This is a genomic window from Achromobacter sp. 1L-A-4-B-C2 (genome assembly GCF_057291955.1).
In genome coordinates this window covers 1,142,717-1,157,842 of record NZ_JBXAWP010000002.1, presented here as the reverse complement: position 1 = coordinate 1,157,842, position 15,126 = coordinate 1,142,717, and the positions used below count along the sequence as shown (strand labels likewise).

16 protein-coding genes and 1 tRNA gene are annotated in these 15,126 nt (G+C 63.5%); 7 read left to right on the top strand and 10 right to left on the bottom strand.

Annotated elements, in window-relative coordinates; genetic code table 11:
• The first annotated feature begins 2 nt into the window (after positions 1 to 2).
• The 4 genes from truA (at position 3) to AC0Z35_RS12720 (ending at position 3,173) form a co-directional block, all read left to right on the top strand.
• Positions 3 to 812, top strand: a complete 810-nt coding sequence (truA, locus tag AC0Z35_RS12735) for a tRNA pseudouridine(38-40) synthase TruA (RefSeq protein WP_046807552.1) — start codon at positions 3 to 5, stop codon at positions 810 to 812.
• A gap of 60 nt (positions 813 to 872) precedes the next feature.
• On the top strand, positions 873 to 2,072 hold the full coding sequence (locus AC0Z35_RS12730) for a TRAP transporter substrate-binding protein (protein ID WP_485132081.1): 1,200 nt from the start codon (positions 873 to 875) through the stop codon (positions 2,070 to 2,072).
• A gap of 68 nt (positions 2,073 to 2,140) precedes the next feature.
• Positions 2,141 to 2,806: a phosphoribosylanthranilate isomerase gene (locus tag AC0Z35_RS12725; RefSeq protein ID WP_046807550.1), complete on the top strand. Its 666-nt coding sequence runs from the start codon at positions 2,141 to 2,143 to the stop codon at positions 2,804 to 2,806.
• Between the two features lie 290 nt (positions 2,807 to 3,096).
• Positions 3,097 to 3,173, top strand: a tRNA-Val gene (locus AC0Z35_RS12720).
• An 89-nt stretch (positions 3,174 to 3,262) separates the two neighbouring features.
• Here AC0Z35_RS12720 and AC0Z35_RS12715 read toward each other — a convergent pair.
• Together AC0Z35_RS12715 and AC0Z35_RS12710 are read right to left on the bottom strand one after the other, a co-directional pair.
• Positions 3,263 to 3,523, bottom strand: coding sequence for a hypothetical protein (locus tag AC0Z35_RS12715; RefSeq protein ID WP_046807549.1), 261 nt, complete (start codon positions 3,521 to 3,523; stop codon positions 3,263 to 3,265).
• Between the two features lie 35 nt (positions 3,524 to 3,558).
• The gene (locus AC0Z35_RS12710; RefSeq protein ID WP_052946133.1) at positions 3,559 to 3,837 is read right to left on the bottom strand and encodes a hypothetical protein; all 279 of its coding nucleotides are present in this window, start codon (positions 3,835 to 3,837) and stop codon (positions 3,559 to 3,561) included.
• Between the two features lie 260 nt (positions 3,838 to 4,097).
• Between AC0Z35_RS12710 and AC0Z35_RS12705 the strand changes: the two genes are divergently transcribed.
• Positions 4,098 to 4,691, top strand: a complete 594-nt coding sequence (locus AC0Z35_RS12705) for a tetratricopeptide repeat protein (RefSeq protein WP_314362445.1) — start codon at positions 4,098 to 4,100, stop codon at positions 4,689 to 4,691.
• Positions 4,692 to 4,762: 71 nt separating this feature from the next.
• Positions 4,763 to 5,158 carry a YbaN family protein gene (locus AC0Z35_RS12700; RefSeq protein WP_485132080.1) on the top strand — a complete coding sequence of 132 codons (396 nt, stop codon included), beginning with the start codon at positions 4,763 to 4,765 and terminating at the stop codon, positions 5,156 to 5,158.
• Between the two features lie 63 nt (positions 5,159 to 5,221).
• Here AC0Z35_RS12700 and AC0Z35_RS12695 read toward each other — a convergent pair whose 3' ends face one another.
• The 4 genes from AC0Z35_RS12695 to AC0Z35_RS12680 are packed head-to-tail and all read right to left on the bottom strand — an operon-like array spanning position 5,222 to position 9,969.
• Positions 5,222 to 7,003, bottom strand: coding sequence for an IlvD/Edd family dehydratase (locus AC0Z35_RS12695; protein ID WP_485132079.1), 1,782 nt, complete (start codon positions 7,001 to 7,003; stop codon positions 5,222 to 5,224).
• 42 nt (positions 7,004 to 7,045) lie between these two features.
• Positions 7,046 to 8,062: a TRAP transporter substrate-binding protein gene (locus tag AC0Z35_RS12690; protein WP_485132078.1), complete on the bottom strand. Its 1,017-nt coding sequence runs from the start codon at positions 8,060 to 8,062 to the stop codon at positions 7,046 to 7,048.
• A gap of 28 nt (positions 8,063 to 8,090) precedes the next feature.
• Positions 8,091 to 9,371, bottom strand: coding sequence for a TRAP transporter large permease (locus tag AC0Z35_RS12685; protein ID WP_104145411.1), 1,281 nt, complete (start codon positions 9,369 to 9,371; stop codon positions 8,091 to 8,093).
• A 55-nt stretch (positions 9,372 to 9,426) separates the two neighbouring features.
• Positions 9,427 to 9,969, bottom strand: coding sequence for a TRAP transporter small permease (locus AC0Z35_RS12680; RefSeq protein WP_046807712.1), 543 nt, complete (start codon positions 9,967 to 9,969; stop codon positions 9,427 to 9,429).
• Between the two features lie 133 nt (positions 9,970 to 10,102).
• On the opposite strand from AC0Z35_RS12680, the gene gntR reads away from it, so the two are divergent.
• Positions 10,103 to 11,128, top strand: coding sequence for an HTH-type transcriptional regulator GntR (gene gntR, locus AC0Z35_RS12675; RefSeq protein ID WP_046807713.1), 1,026 nt, complete (start codon positions 10,103 to 10,105; stop codon positions 11,126 to 11,128).
• Between the two features lie 9 nt (positions 11,129 to 11,137).
• On the opposite strand, the gene AC0Z35_RS12670 is transcribed toward gntR, so the two are convergent.
• From AC0Z35_RS12670 to AC0Z35_RS12655, 4 genes are all read right to left on the bottom strand, one after another.
• Positions 11,138 to 12,031 carry a DMT family transporter gene (locus tag AC0Z35_RS12670; protein WP_219992133.1) on the bottom strand — a complete coding sequence of 298 codons (894 nt, stop codon included), beginning with the start codon at positions 12,029 to 12,031 and terminating at the stop codon, positions 11,138 to 11,140.
• Positions 12,032 to 12,046: 15 nt separating this feature from the next.
• Complete coding sequence (locus AC0Z35_RS12665; protein WP_104145409.1) at positions 12,047 to 13,111, bottom strand: histone deacetylase family protein; 1,065 nt, start codon at positions 13,109 to 13,111, stop codon at positions 12,047 to 12,049.
• 19 nt (positions 13,112 to 13,130) lie between these two features.
• Positions 13,131 to 13,421, bottom strand: coding sequence for a cupin domain-containing protein (locus AC0Z35_RS12660; RefSeq protein WP_162941180.1), 291 nt, complete (start codon positions 13,419 to 13,421; stop codon positions 13,131 to 13,133).
• A 69-nt stretch (positions 13,422 to 13,490) separates the two neighbouring features.
• Positions 13,491 to 15,125: an ABC transporter ATP-binding protein gene (locus AC0Z35_RS12655; RefSeq protein ID WP_046807717.1), complete on the bottom strand. Its 1,635-nt coding sequence runs from the start codon at positions 15,123 to 15,125 to the stop codon at positions 13,491 to 13,493.
• Position 15,126 lies beyond the last annotated feature (1 nt).

Sequence of the window (15,126 nt, the reverse complement as noted above, 5' to 3'; positions counted from 1 at the left end):
CGATGTCTAGAGTTGCATTGGGGCTGGCGTATGACGGCTCCGCTTGGCAGGGTTGGCAGACGCAGCCGCACCGGCAAACGGTGCAGGACACACTGGAGTCTGCCTTGGCAAAATTCTCCGGCGTGCAGGGCGTAGTGCCCACGATATGCGCGGGCCGCACCGATACCGGGGTGCACGGCGCGATGCAGGTGGTACACCTGGACACCGAGTTGGACCGGCGCATGGAGTCCTGGGTGCGCGGTGTGAATGCGTTCCTGCCGTCCAGCGTGTCGGTGCAATGGGCGCAACAAGTGTCCGACGAATTTCATGCGCGTTTTTCCGCGCGCGCCCGCACCTATGTGTACCTGCTGTGGCGCGGCCGGGTGCGGCCGGCTCTGTGGGCCGGGCGCGCCGGTTGGTGCTTTCAACCGCTGGATGTGCAAGCCATGCGCGCCGCCGCGCAGGCCCTGGTTGGCGAACACGATTTTTCAAGCTTCCGTTCTTCGCAATGTCAGGCCAAGCATCCGGTGCGCCAGATGCACCGGCTGGAAATCGCGGAACGCGGGCCGTTCCTGGTTTTCACCTTGAAGGCGAACGCGTTTTTGCATCACATGGTTCGCAACATCATGGGCGCGCTGCTGCAAGTGGGGCAGGGCAGGGAATCGGTGGACTGGATGGCGCAACTGCTGTCCTGGCGTGACCGTACGCGCGGAGCGCCCACCTTCGCGCCCGACGGCCTGTACTTGGCGGCTATTGATTACCCCGCCGAGTTCGGCTTGGAAGAGCTGGATGGCGGCTCGACGTTGTTGTCGCCGTTTACGCAGTCTTATTAGGAATTACCAGGAAGCCGCCGTCGCCATCGCGCCTTCCATGCGCTTAAAGGAACCATTGCCATGCAACGCCGCGCGTTTTTGAAACAAGCCGCCCTCGGCGCGGCAGGCAGCGCCGCGTTGGCCGCTCCGGCCATCGCACAACAGGCGACGGCCATCGGACAACAGGAGCCAGTCCTCGCACAACAGACGCCGGCCGTCGTACAACAGACACCACCCGTCGCACAACAGACGCCGCCCAGCACAGAGCGGGCGCCAACGGTCGCATGGCGGCTTGCGTCCAGCTTTCCAAGCGAATCGCCCACCTTGTTCGCGGGCGCGGAAGATGTGGCGCGGTATGTATCCGAAGTGACCGACGGCCGTTTCACGATCCAGATTTTCCCGGCAGGCGATCTGGTCCAGCCTGGCCAAGTGCTTGAAGCCGTGCAGCATCGTGTCGTGGACTGCGGGCACACCGCATCGACGCGCTATTTCGATACAGACCCTGCGCTGAGTTTTGACGCCGGCGTTCCGTTCGGGCTGAACACCCGGCAGATGAACGCCTGGATGCTTCAGGGCGAAGGCTTGGCGCTGACGCGTGTGCTGTTCGACAAGTACAACATCGTGAACTTCCCTTGTGGCTACACCGGTGCGCAGATGGGCGGGTGGTTTCGGGGCGAGGTCAAGACCGTGGACGACTTGCGCGGCTTGAAGATCAAGGCCAGCGGATTTGCCCGGCACGTGCTGGCGCGGTTGGGCGCCACGCCTGTCGATGTGCCGGTGGCCGACACGTACGCCGCATTGGAGCAGGGCGTCGTGGACGCGGTGGCCTGGGTTGGCCCTTACGACGATGAAAGCCTTGCGCTGTATAAGGTGGCGCGCAATTATTACTTCCCGGGTTGGTGGGCCGGCACCTTGCAGTTGTCGCTGTACGTGAACCAGGACGCCTACGACGAACTGCCCAAGCCGTATCAGTCGGCCCTGGCGTTGGCGTGCCGCATGGCAACCGCCAACATGATTGCGAAGTACGACGCTGGCAATCCGGACGCGTTGCGTCGTCTGGTCTCGCGCGGCGCGCAGCTCAAGGCGTTTCCCAAACCGGTGCTGCAAGCCTGCTATGACGCCTCGTTGGCGGCTTATAAAGAGCTGGGCGCCAAGGATCCGATGTTCAAAAAGCTCTACGACAGCATGGTCGCTTTCCGAGATAAGGAAGTGCCCTGGTTCCGTGTCGCCGAGGGCGGCTTTGACTCGATGATCGCCACACTGGGCCAGCCGGCCGGCTGATCGCCGCCCAAACCTTGCGCGATATACTGATACACCGATTTTTCATCGGGCCACTGATCGTTAATGCCATGCGTACACGCATCAAAATCTGCGGATTGACCCGCGAACAGGACATTGAAGCCGCCGTTTCGGCCGGCGTCGATGCCATCGGCTTTGTCTTCTACCCCAAGAGCAAGCGTTGCCTGACACCGACGCGCGCGGCGCAATTGCGCCGTGCGGTGCCCGCATTTGTGGACGTCGTTGCGCTGTTCGTGAACCCGGCGCCTTCCGACGTACAGGCCGTGCTGGACGAAGTGCATCCTGAACTGCTGCAATTTCACGGTGACGAATCCCCGCAGGATTGCGCCCGCTACGGCCAACGCTTCCTGCGCGCATTCCGCGCGGGGGCACCGGGTTTGGAAACCGCTGAAAACCTGGCGTCGTACTGCCGCGCATTCGGCGAAGCGGCGGGGTGGTTGTTCGACAGCTACAGCTCGGGATACGGTGGCAGCGGCCACGGCTTTGACTACGCGTTGCTGGACGACGTGCGCGCTGATCCCGTGTCGCGTCCCCTGATTTTGTCGGGTGGTTTGAACGGCGACAACATCGGCCAGGCGATCGAGCAAGTCAGGCCCTGGGCCGTCGATGTGAGCAGCGGCGTCGAGCTTGAGCAAGGAATAAAAAGTTCTGATAGAATCTCGTTCTTCGTTGATGCGGCACACGCCGCAGACGCGAAAATGAAGGGAAAAAAGTAGTGCTGTAGTTGCGTTGGTGTGCAGTTGCTGGCCAGTAAAAATTGGCGGTAGCTGCCGGTAGCCGAAGCGGTTTGGAAGCGGTCATAAAGCGGTTTTGAAGCATGACATGCTTAATAAATCGAACCGAACGATCGGGTACTGAAAGCCATTCAAATTGGTATTCAGTTGGGCAAGCGGAAGCAAATTGCCAAGGCAATAGCCCCAACCAAACCACGCAATGAATACTGCAAAAAATCATTAAAGACCATTTGCACGGTTCAAAAAAGCACTATATAATTCTTCTTCTTTGCAGGCGGTTAGCTCAGTTGGTTAGAGCGCCACGTTGACATCGTGGAGGTCGTTGGTTCGAACCCAATACCGCCTACCAGATTCCTGCAAGTGCTGAAAAGCATGGCAAAAGCCGATACGAAAAGCCGCTAAGTCACTGACTTAGCGGCTTTTTTCATTTCAGCGTTCCTACGCCGCCTCACCCCGCGCGGATTCGTCGTGTTGATTTTTCCGTACCCCCCGAATATTCAACGCCGCCAAGCCCAGCTGAAGCGCAATCAACGCATACGCGCCGTCGTGCAATCCCCACGCAATCCACAACGCATTGCTTAATAGAAATACCCAAAACCCCCATTTGCGTTTGGCTTTGCCTTGCGATGCCACCAGCCATGCGGCGGCCAGCGATGTCACCATCGCGGGCCATTGAAGAAAATTCCATAGCGCGTCCATGATGTAAGCCGGGTCCTCCGTTGCGGCGTGAGCGATCAGCCCAGTTTCTTGACGACGCGGGCCAGTTTGGCGATGCCGCCGGTGCCGCTTGCGGCGCGTCCCATCAGCGCCGTGCCGGCCGCGGTCAGCATGGCGCGTTTGAATGGCGTGCGGCCTTTCATGCCGGCCACGATCAATAGCGCGCCCAGGCCAAATACGATCAGGTGCTCGCCGGGGAAGTCGGGGCGTCGGTCGTCTATGTCTTTCAGTTGCCGCGTCAGAGATGGGTCATCGCGACCCACGGGTTCCATTTCCACTACGTCATCGGTTTGCATCGCAGTTCCCCCAAAAAAAAGAAGCCGCTTCTCTTCAGCAAGTGACATGCCAGGCGTTGCCCCGGGGAAGCGCACACCGTTTCGCGAAGGCAGGGCTTATCTGATAAGGTCCGGCGTATCTTCCGCCTGCTTACACCATGCACACATTCACCAAAGCACTCCTGCTGGCTCCCTGCGTTTGGCTTGCCGCTTGCGCCATCAAACCGCCGACGGCAACGCAAGCGCAGCCGCGCGTTGACGAATTGCCGATGTATGGGGGCATGGACCGGTCTGCCGCAGCCGAGTTGCAGGCTAGCGACAAGAAGCTGGTCGAGGACGCCGTCCGGGCATTTGGTTCAGCCGCCAAGGCGTCGCAGGCCTGGGTGTCGCAGGGATACCGGTTTTACCAGGCGGACCAATTGGGCATGGCGATGCGGCGGTTCAATCAGGCTTGGCTGTTGAACCCGGACAACCCCGAGGCCTATACCGGCTTTGCCGCGGTGCTGCACGACCAGGGCAAGTTTTGCCAGGCGATGAGCATGATGGATCTGGCGATCAGCCATGATCCTCCTACCTTTCAGGGCATTTACGCCGACGCGGGCCGCATTGCCGCCCGTTGCGCAGCGGAAGATAAGACGCTGCCGCCAGAGGCGCGAGTGGCGGCTACCGCGCGGTCCGACGAGTGGTATCGCAAAGGCGAAGCCGTCGAGCCCGACAAGGGGTATCTGTATTCGTCCTGGGCCACGGCGTACTACTGGCGCGGGCAATACGATCAGGCGTGGGCAATGGTGGTCAAGGCGCGCGCGGCGGGCGGATCGCCCAGCCCGAAATTCATGGAAATGCTACGCGCCCAAATGCCGGAGCCTCGCGGTTAGCCCCGCAGCTGCCTGAGTGATCGGCGCAGCTTCGGCGGCAATGCGGCAATTGCGATATTCTGCTGACCATCATGATCAAAGCTCTATGGTTGGCGTTGGGCTGCGTGATGCTGGCATTGGGCGTCATCGGCGCATTTTTGCCGGTCATGCCGACGACGATTTTCCTGATATTGGCGGTGGGCTGCTTTTCGCGGTCGTCCCCGCGCCTGGAAAAATGGCTGTTGGACAGTCCGACTTACGGACCGCCGCTACGCATCTGGCGCGACCAGAAGGCGGTGTCGCGTAAAGGCAAGACGTACGCCTGCCTGGGAATGGCCGTGGGATACGCTTTGTTTTGGTGGAGCGCGCACCCGTCGTGGCCGTTGGCCGTGGGGGTCGGCCTGTTCTTCGTTGCCAGCGCGGCCTATGTATTGAGCCGGCCGGCGCCCAAGGTGTTTGATGCCGGTGGCCGGCCGTTGCAACGATAGCGCTGGATGGCGCGTATCGTTGCGCCGGCCCTTGCCGGGCCGTGCCGCTTATCGCCTGACCGTTCAGTGCGAATGCCGGGGATCGCCCCGCGTCTCGATCACTTTCAGATAAAGCGTTGCCGGTTCCAGGCAGCCCCCGGTCGACAATTGACCCACCATTTGCCGATAGATTTCCTGCCACGGCGTTTGGGAAGCCGGCGGCTGATACGGCGGTTCCTGCTTGCGCCGTTCCATCTCGGCGTCGTCCACCAGCGCGGTCACGCTACGCTGGTTCAGGTCGACGCGGATCTTGTCGTCCGTGCGCAGCAGCGCCAGGCCACCGCCCACGGCGGCTTCGGGCGACATATTCAAAATCGACGGGCTGGCCGACGTGCCGCTCTGCCGGCCATCGCCCAGGCAGGGCAGTGAATCGATACCGCGCTTGAGCAGGTGCGACGGCGGCGCCATGTTGACCACTTCGGCGCTGCCGGGGTATCCCACGGTGCCCGCGCCGCGTATCACCAGAATGCAGTGTTCGTCGATGTTCAGCGACGGGTCTTCGATGCGGGCGTGATAGTCCTCCGGGCCTTCAAACACAATGGCGCGTGCCTCGAAGGCATTTTCCGAACCGGGTTCCGCTAGATACGTGCGACGAAATGCCTCGCCCACCACCGACATCTTGATAATGGCGCTGTCGAAGAAGTTGCCCGACAGCACGATGAATCCGGCGCGATGCTTGAGCGGCGCCTCGCAGGTGCGGATGACATCGGGGTCCCGCGTCTTGGACGCCGCGGCGATGTCGCCGATGCTGCGGCCCGATACGGTGGGGCAATCGGCGTGCAGGCGGCCGGCCGCCAGCAATTCGTGCATGACGGCGGGCACGCCGCCCGCACGGTGAAAGCCTTCGCCCAGGTGTTCGCCGGCCGGCACGCAGTTCACCAGCAGGGGCACGTCTTCGCCCAGCCGTTGCCAATCGTCCAGACTGAGGTCGATGCCGGCGTGGCGGGCCATGGCGATCAGGTGGGGCGGGCAGTTGCTGGATGCGCCCAGTGCCGAGGCCACGACGATGGCGTTCTCAAATGCCTCGCGCGTCAGGATGTGCGACGGGCGCAAGTCTTCCCGCACCATGTCGCAGATGCGCATGCCGGTGGCGTAGGCCATCTGCGCGCGTTCGCGGTAGGGGGCGGGAATGCTGGCACACGTGGGCAAGGACATGCCCAGCGCTTCGGCCAGCGAGTTCATCGACAGCGCCGTGCCCATGGTGTTGCAGTGCCCGACCGATGGCGATGACGCTGTCGCCAGCGTCATGAAACCCTCGTAGTCCAGCTTGCCCGCCGCCATCAAATTGCGTGCATGCCAGATGACCGTGCCGGAACCCACCCGCTGGCCGTCGTGCCAGCCGTCCAGCATCGGTCCGCCCGACAGCACGATGGCGGGCAGGTCGACGGTGGCGGCGGCCATCAGGCAGGCGGGCGTGGTCTTGTCGCAACCGGTGGTCAGGACCACGCCGTCCAGCGGATAACCATGCAGGATCTCGACCAGGCCCAGATAAGCCAGGTTGCGATCCAGCGCGGCGGTGGGCCGCCGGCCCTGTTCGGCCAGCGGATGCACCGGGAACTCCATGGGGATGCCGCCCGCGTCGCGGATACCCGCCTTGATGCGCTCGGCCAGCGCCAAGTGATGCCGGTTGCAGGGCGCCAGGTCGCTGCCGGTCTGGGCGATGCCGATGATCGGCCGCCCGGATTGCAGTTCCTGCCGCGTCAGGCCGTAGTTAAGGTAGCGTTCGACGTAAATGGCCGTCATGTCGGCGTGCGCGGGATCGTCGAACCATTTCTGGCTGCGCAATTTGCGGGGTATCTGTGACATATGGAGCTCGCTTGCTTCGCGTGGGCGATCAGTAAAAAGGCGTCAGTTGCGCGCCTTCTGGATCTCATCATTCAACTGCTTGATGAGGTCGGGGCCCAGTTCCTGCGTGTATTTGTCGACCACCGGCTGGACCTTCTGGCGCATGCGCGCGACTTCCTCGGGGCTGACGGTGTTGATCTTCATGCCGGCCTTTTCAAGGGTGGTCATGGCCTTGGTGGAATCCGCGCGGCTGTCCTTGCGTTCAAACTCGCGCGATGCCTCGGCCGCCTGGCGCACCAGCTTCTGTTCGTCGGGCGACAACGTGTCCCACCACTTCTTGGACGCCAGCACGACCCACGGCGTATAGACGTGGCGCGTGATGGTCAGGAAGGGCTGCACTTCGTAGAACTTGCTGCTTTGAATCGTCGTGATGGGGTTTTCCTGCCCGTCGACCGTGCGCGTTTCCAGGGCGGTGAACAGCTCCGAGAACGGCATGGGAACGGCATTGGCACCCAGCGTATTGAAAACGCCCAGCGCGATCTGGTTCTGCATCACGCGCAGCTTGATGCCTTCCAGGTCTTCCGCGCGCGCGATCGGGCGCTTGGAGTTGGTCATGTTGCGAAAGCCGTTTTCCCAATAGACCAGGCCGACCAGCCCCTTGGCTTCCAGCTTCTTCAACAGGTGCTGGCCCAGTTGCCCATCCAGAACCGCATCGGCTTCCTTTTCGCTGTTGAACAGGAAGGGCAGGTCGAACACGCCGAATTCCTTGACCATCCCGGCCAACGGCGCGGTGGACCCGACCATCATTTCCTGGGCGCCGCCCGCCAGCGCGCCTTGCATCTGTTCGTCGGAACCCAGGTTGGCCGAGCCGAAGGTCTTCATCTTCAACTTGCCGCCGCTGACTTTTTCAAGCTCTTGCGCCAGGAAGCGCGCGGCGCGGCCCTGGACGCTTTCTTCGTTCAGGCCGTAGCCGAAACGGATCAGGCGCGGCTTGACGTCGGCCGCGGCGGCCACGCCGGCAACGGCGCAGGACAGCGCGGTGGCCAGCACGAGTAAACGGGTTTTGAATCGATAGGTCATGGTGCTCCTCCTTGGGTTTTTTTTGCCGCTAGTGCATCCAGCGTGCGGGTACGGTGATCAGCTCGGGGAAGATCACCAGCAGGACCAGCAGGCCCGTGTAGGCCACGACGTAGCGCCACACGCCCCTGCAGATGGTTTCCATATTGATGCGGGCCACGCCGCACACCACGTTCAGCACGGTGCCCACGGGCGGGGTCAACAAGCCCACGCAGCCCACCATCACGAACATGACGCCGAAGTAGACGGGGTCGATGCCGGCTTTGGTTACCACGGGCATCAGCACCGGCGCCAGGATCAGGATGGTGGGCGTCAGGTCCATGACCGTTCCCACCAATGTCAGCAGCAGCAGCAGGGCGAACATCAGCAGCTTGGGCTGGTCCATGACCGGTTCGAGCAGCGCAATCAGGTCTTGCGGCATGTCGGCCAGCGTGATCATGTAGGACGAGACCATCGCGGCGGCCACCAGGAACATGACGACGGCGGTGGTGCGCGCGGCGTTCACGAACAACGGCAGAAGGTCGCGCAGCCCGATCTCGCGGTAGACGAACAGACTGACGCCCAGCGCGTACACGGCGGCCACCACGGCGGCTTCCGTCGGCGTGAACACCCCGCCGCGCAGCCCGCCGATGATGATGACGGGCAGCATCAGCGCCCATATCGATTCGCGCAGGGCCTTCAGGCGGTTGCGCCACGGTTCACGCGGCGACGGCTTGATGCTGCCGTGCTTGCGCGCCACCCAGGTCCATACCGCCACCAGCGTCAAGCCCATCATCAGCCCGGGGGCGATGCCCGCGAAGAACAGCTTGGTGATCGATACGTTGGTCGCCACCCCGAAGATGATGAACGAGATGGACGGCGGGATGATGGGGGCAACAATGCCGCCCGCCGCGATCAGCCCGGACGCCTGCCCGGCGTCGTACCCCTTTTCGCGCAGCATGGGGATCAGCAAGGAGCCCAGCGCGGCGGCGTCGGCCACCGCCGAGCCGGACAAGGCGGCCAGCAGCACGCTGGCAAAAATCGCCACGTAGCCCAGGCCGCCCTGGACGTGCCCGACAAACATGCTGGCCAGGCGCACGATACGTCTGGATATGCCGCCGGCATTCATGAGTTCGCCCGCCAGCATGAATAGCGGGACGGCCATCAGCGTGAAGCTGTTGGCGCCCGTCAGCATGTTCTGCGCGAGGATCTGGGTATCGAAGAAGTCCAGCTGGAACATCATGGCCAGCGCGCTGAGCAGCAGCGCGAAGGCAATCGGCATGCCCAGGGCGATCAGCCCCAGCAGTACGAGCAGGAAGAGGGTCAGAATCATTGCAAAGGTCCGGGCGGGGTGGGGGCGGGCGCGTTGGGGGCGGGCAGAGCCCGACTCAGACCGAGGGGTCTTCGGGACTGGATTCCGCCGGCAGGGGGCCGCCGGCCAGCACACGGATGATGTCGATGACGGTCAACAGGCCCATGGCCACGGACGCGTACAGCGCCGCCGTGTTGAACACCGCCAGGCGCATGCCGGTGACGGGCAGCACCGTGTCCATGCCGATCACGGTCTGCACCCAGCTGCCGCGTGCCATCAGCCACAGCACCCACAACACCAACAACTGGCAGAAGATGTGCGAGACACGACGCGCGGCGGGGCCGAAGCGTTCAACCAGCATGGTGACGCCGATGTGCTGGTGGTCGCGCAATGCAATGACGGCGCCCAGGAAGATCAGCCACACAAACGCCAGGCGGGATACCTCGTCGGACGCGTTGATGCCGGAATTGAACAGATAGCGCAGCGCCACGTTGCCGAACAGCAGCACGACCATGACGACCAGACAGGCGACCATCAGCCAGGTCTGTAACGCAAAACACCAATCGGCGGCACGGGCCAGCGGCGAACCGCCGCGCTGCCCGGAAGGGAAGGCTTGCATGTTTGTCTCCTGCCCGGTTTTTCTGGGCTTTTTTCGCTTATGCTTTGGCGGATGTTAGCGCTAACATTTCGCTTTTGGCAAGCCCCTGTTTTTTGCGTCAGACTACGCGCTTCCCACCCGACCACGAAGGCCAATGTCCATCCGTAAACCCCGCAGTTCGCACGCTGGCCGCGTCACCATGCAAGAGGTGGCGCGCCGCGCCGGCGTCAGCGCCATCACCGTGTCGCGCGCGTTGCGCACACCGGACAAAGTGGCCGAGGCGCTGCGCCTGCGCATCGCGCGCGTCTGCCAGGAGCTGGGGTACGTGCCCAACCATGCCGCCAGCGCGCTGGCTTCGGCGCGCTCGCAGACCATCGTTGTGCTGATCCCGTCGCTCAGCAACGTGGTGTTCGTGGACATCATTTCCGGCATCAAGGAAGTGTTGGACCAGCATGGCTATCACATGCTGATCGGGGTGACGGGGTATTCGCCGGATGCCGAGGAAGCCTTGCTGCGCAAGTATCTACAGCATTCGCCGGACGGCTTGATCCTGACCGGTATCGACCACAACCCCGGCACATGGGCCTTGTTGCGCACGCAGCGCATGGCCACGGTGCACACCATCGAAACATTGGCGGGCGCCGAGGACATGAGCGTCGGCTTTTCGCAGTTTGATTCCGGCTATGCCGCCTGCCGCCATCTGGTGGAACGCGGCCGTCGACGCATCGGCATCATCGGCGCGCAGTTGGACCCGCGTTCCTTGCGCCGCTGCGAAGGGGCGCGGCAGGCGCTGCGTGATGCGGGTTGCTACGACGCCACGCTTGAAATCATGACGCCGGAGAAGTCGTCGATCAGTCTGGGGGCGTCCTTGCTGGAATCCTTGCGCCAGCAACATCCGGATTGCGACGCGGTCTTTTTCTGCAACGATGACTTGGCGCAAGGCGCCGTGTTTCAGTGCGGCAGGCTGGGCGTGCGCGTACCCGAGCAGATGGCCCTGGTCGGCTTTCATGACCTGGCCGGCACGGCCTGGACGACCCCGCCGTTGTCCACGATTGCCACGCCGCGTTACCAGATCGGCGTGTCCGCAGCCGGCTTGCTGATGCAGCACCTGGCGGGTGAGCCTATCGCCCAGCGGCACGTGGACCTGGGTTTCACGCTGGTGCAGCGCGAAACCAGCTGAACGGCGGACTTAGCCTGCACGACGCATGGCCAGGAAAACACCCGACGCCATGATCAAGGCCATGCCCGCCAGCGCCAGGCTGTCGGGCGGGCGTTGGAACCAGAAGGTGCTGAACAGCACGGCCAGCAGCAGTTGAAAATAATTCAACGGCGCCAGGGTGGCTGCCGAGACGCGTTGGAATGCGGCAATCAACAACACCTGCGCCAACCCGCTGCATGCGCCCAGCGCGATGATGATCGCGGCGTCGGCAGGCGTGGGCCAGGGGTCGGGCAGAAAGAAGGGCGCCGGCAGCGCCGTGACGATCAGGCAGATGATTGCCGTATACGCATACTGCACCGGCCCGGGCACCTTGCCCGACAGCTTGCGCGTGAGCACCTGGAAGATCGCGTAGCAGATTGCCGACACCGCCATCAACAGCGTGCCCAACAGCGGCAAGTCGCCGCCGGGCCGCACAATCAGCAGCATGCCGGCAAAGCCGACGGCCACCGCCAGCCATTGCACGGGGCGCACGCGCTCGCCCAGCAGCCAAGGCGACAGCGCCACCATGATGAGCGGCGACGTGAAGTAGATGGCGGTGGCTTCCGACAAAGGCATCCAGATCAGCGCGGTCATGAAGCACGTGGCCACGGTGGCCAGCGTGACGCCGCGCAGGATCAACAGGGGTTTTTCGGGGGCATCGCGCAGGCGCATCCCGCTACCGTGACGCCATAGCATGGTGATGGCCAGAACAATCACCGCCAGATACCGCATCACATTCAAGAACGGCGCGGGGTAGCGTTCCAGCATGTACTTGGACCCCGCGTCGAACGTGGCAAAGGCCACCAGCGCGGCGAAGAACAACAGGATGCCCGCATTGCGCGAGGCGGCAGGGGTAGGCAGGACGGCGGCGGGAACAGAGGCCATGGTGCTTGCCGCGCGTCAGGCGCCGGCGTGGCCCAGGCCTTGCAGGAACGCGTCCAGCGCGGGCCCGATCGCCTGCACCATATAGCCACCTTCCTGCACGACGACGGTGGGCAGGCGCAAGCTGGCCACGCGCGCGCCAATGTCGCGGTACGCGTCGATGTCCAGCTTCAGCACGCTGATAGGGTCGTCCTTGTAGGTGTCAAAGCCCAACGCCAGCACCAGCGCTTGCGGGGCGTAACCGGACAGTGCCGTCAGCGCGGTGTCCAGCGCGGCCAGGAACGGGTCGTTGCCTGAACCGTGCGCCAGCGGCAGGTTCAGGTTGCAGCCTTCGCCCGCGCCATGGCCACGTTCCTCGGCGTAGCCGGTGTAGAAAGGGTAGTAGGCGCCGGGGTCGGCGTGCAGCGACACCGTCATGACGTCCGCGCGCTGGTAGAAAATGTTCTGCGTGCCGTCGCCATGGTGGGCGTCCACATCCAGCACCGCCACTTTGGACCAGGTCTGTAGCAGGCGGCTGGCCGCCGCCGCGCTGCTGTTCAGATAGCAGAAGCCACCGGCGCGATCCCGATGTGCGTGGTGGCCAGACGGCCGGCACAGCGCGTACGCCATGCCCGACGTGCCGGCAACGTGATCCGCGGCCGCCACCGCGCTGTGCGTGGAGCGCAGCGCCGAACGCCAGGTCTGCGGCCCGATGGGGCAAGACAGGTCGCTTAGGTAGTACCCCGCTTGCGCCACGATGGACGGAGACGGGCAGGGCCCGCGCCCCGCCTGCTCCACGCGGCCGTTGTAGTAAGGCGATAGGTTGGGCAACACTTCCGGGCCCGGGTCCACGCCGGGCGCCTTCAACGATTGCCAGCGCGTGTAGGCGGTTTCCAGGAAGTTCAGGTAGTCGGCGCTGTGGATGCTTTCCAGCGGTTTGCGGCCATAGTCCGAAGGCGCCTGGACCTGGATGCCGCGCGCTGTCAAAGCGCCTTGCAGGCTTTCCGCTCGGGACGGCAGGTCGGTAGGCGCGCTGATCCGCCCCAAGCGCATGAACTGCTGCGGGGTGTGCAGCAATTGTTCTTCCGAGAAAAACGCCTTCATGGTGGTCCTCGCTGACGCGTCAAGCCTGTTTGATTTCGATTTCGACAAAAACGAATTCGGTGTCGCTGGGGTTGATGACGTTGTGCTCAACGCCAACCGGTCGATAGTAGGCGATGCCGGTGGTGAGTTGGCTGGTGACCTCGCCGTCGGGCGTTTCCAGCAACAGCGGGCCAGTGGTTTGCGGGACCACGACGTAGTTCATGCCGTGGCGATGCCAGCCGGTTTCACCGCCGGGCGGAAAGCGCCATTCGGTGACGGTGACGCGGTCGTTGTCGATCTGCACGGTGGGAATGGCGGCGGGGCGTTGCACGGGGGATGCTCCTGAAGTTGTCATGCGTCGTGGTGTCGGTGTGGGTGTGGGTGTGGGTGTCGGGGGCGATCAGGCCATTGTCGCTTGCGTGGGGTCCCAGTGCTGACCGGGCACGGCGGCAATCAACTGGCGCGTGTAGGCATGCTGCGGCTTGTCGAAAATCTGGGTCGGCGACCCGTATTCCACGACCTTGCCACGGTGCATTACCAGCACGGAATTGCAGATCTGCGCCGCGACCCGCAAATCGTGGGTGATGAATACCAGCGCAATCTGCAAGCGCTGTTGCAAGTCGTGCAGCAGTTGCAGCACCTGCGCCTGCACCGAGACGTCCAGCGCCGACACGGATTCGTCGGCCACCAGCACCTTGGGTTCCAGCGCCAGCGCCCGCGCGATGCCGATGCGCTGGCGTTGCCCACCCGAGAACTGGTTGGGGTAGCGATCAAAGGCGGACGGGTCCAGCCCCACCAGCGACAGCAGTTCGCGCACGCGCGCCTCGGCCTTGGCGCGCGGCACGCCGTTGGCCACGGGGCCATCGCTGATGATGCGGCCCACGGTGTGGCGCGGGTTGAGCGAGGCAAAAGGGTCCTGGAAGATCATTTGGATATCGTGGCGCAGCGGGCGGAAACGCGATTCCGACATCGCGGCGATATCCTGGCCATTGAAGATCAGTTGCCCGCCGTTGATGCCCACCAGCTTCAGCAGGCATTTGCCGATCGTCGATTTGCCCGACCCGGATTCGCCGACGATGCCCAGTGTTTCGCCACGTCGTACGCTGAAGCTGACGCCGTCAACGGCATGCACCTCGCGTTTGCCGCCGAGCCAGCCGTGGCCGATGACGTACGTCTTCTTCAGGTCTTTCACTTCCAGCACGGGCGCGTCATTGGCGGTGGCCACGCGTTCCTCGCCACGCCGATGCGGCACTGCCGCGATCAGCCGTTGCGTGTACGGGTGGCGCGGACGGTTCAGTACGTCTTCGGCGGGGCCTTGCTCCACCAACACGCCTTTTTCCATGACGGCGACACGGTGGGCAATTTCGGCCACCACGCCGAAATCGTGCGTGACAAACATCACGCCCATGCCTTTCTCTTTCTGGATGCGCGCAATCAGCGCCAGGATCTGCGCTTGCGTGGTGACGTCCAGCGCCGTGGTGGGTTCGTCGGCGATCAGCAGGGCTGGCTCCAGCGCCAGCGCCATGGCGATCATCACGCGTTGGCGCTGGCCGCCCGACAGCCGGAACGGATACACGTGATACAGCGTTGCCGGGTCCGGCAAGCCCACAAAATCCAGCAATTCAAGCGTGCGCTTCATACGCTCGGCGCCCGGGTAGGCATCGTGTACGCGCATGACTTCGCTGATCTGCTCCCCCACGGTCATCAGCGGGTTCAGCGCCGACAGGGGTTCCTGGAAAATCATCGCCATGTCTTTGCCGCGCATGGCTTGCAACGTGGCTTCGTCCTGCTGCAGCAGGTCTTTGCCGCGAAAGAGAATGCGGCCCTGCTGCGGCGTCAGGTAGTCCGGCAGCAGGCCCATGATGGCGTTGGCGCTCATGGACTTGCCCGATCCGGATTCGCCCACGATGCACAGGATTTCGCCGGCGCGGATGTCGTAGGAAACGTCTTGCACGGCAAAGGGTCGGTCGCCGCCGCGAGGCAGCGCGATACTCAGGTTCTGGATGGACAGCAAGGGCGTGGCTTCGGTCGTCATG

Bases quoted from the DNA above. Each gene is read 5' to 3' on its own strand.
- truA (WP_046807552.1), top strand. From the start codon at position 3: ATGTCTAGAGTTGCATTGGGGCTGGCGTATGACGGCTCCGCTTGGCAG.
- AC0Z35_RS12730 (WP_485132081.1), top strand. From the start codon at position 873: ATGCAACGCCGCGCGTTTTTGAAACAAGCCGCCCTCGGCGCGGCAGGC.
- AC0Z35_RS12725 (WP_046807550.1), top strand. From the start codon at position 2,141: ATGCGTACACGCATCAAAATCTGCGGATTGACCCGCGAACAGGACATT.
- AC0Z35_RS12715 (WP_046807549.1), bottom strand. From the start codon at position 3,523: ATGGACGCGCTATGGAATTTTCTTCAATGGCCCGCGATGGTGACATCG.
- AC0Z35_RS12710 (WP_052946133.1), bottom strand. From the start codon at position 3,837: ATGCAAACCGATGACGTAGTGGAAATGGAACCCGTGGGTCGCGATGAC.
- AC0Z35_RS12705 (WP_314362445.1), top strand. From the start codon at position 4,098: ATGGACCGGTCTGCCGCAGCCGAGTTGCAGGCTAGCGACAAGAAGCTG.
- AC0Z35_RS12700 (WP_485132080.1), top strand. From the start codon at position 4,763: ATGATCAAAGCTCTATGGTTGGCGTTGGGCTGCGTGATGCTGGCATTG.
- AC0Z35_RS12695 (WP_485132079.1), bottom strand. From the start codon at position 7,003: ATGTCACAGATACCCCGCAAATTGCGCAGCCAGAAATGGTTCGACGAT.
- AC0Z35_RS12690 (WP_485132078.1), bottom strand. From the start codon at position 8,062: ATGACCTATCGATTCAAAACCCGTTTACTCGTGCTGGCCACCGCGCTG.
- AC0Z35_RS12685 (WP_104145411.1), bottom strand. From the start codon at position 9,371: ATGATTCTGACCCTCTTCCTGCTCGTACTGCTGGGGCTGATCGCCCTG.
- AC0Z35_RS12680 (WP_046807712.1), bottom strand. From the start codon at position 9,969: ATGCAAGCCTTCCCTTCCGGGCAGCGCGGCGGTTCGCCGCTGGCCCGT.
- gntR (WP_046807713.1), top strand. From the start codon at position 10,103: ATGTCCATCCGTAAACCCCGCAGTTCGCACGCTGGCCGCGTCACCATG.
- AC0Z35_RS12670 (WP_219992133.1), bottom strand. From the start codon at position 12,031: ATGGCCTCTGTTCCCGCCGCCGTCCTGCCTACCCCTGCCGCCTCGCGC.
- AC0Z35_RS12665 (WP_104145409.1), bottom strand. From the start codon at position 13,111: ATGAAGGCGTTTTTCTCGGAAGAACAATTGCTGCACACCCCGCAGCAG.
- AC0Z35_RS12655 (WP_046807717.1), bottom strand. From the start codon at position 15,125: ATGACGACCGAAGCCACGCCCTTGCTGTCCATCCAGAACCTGAGTATC.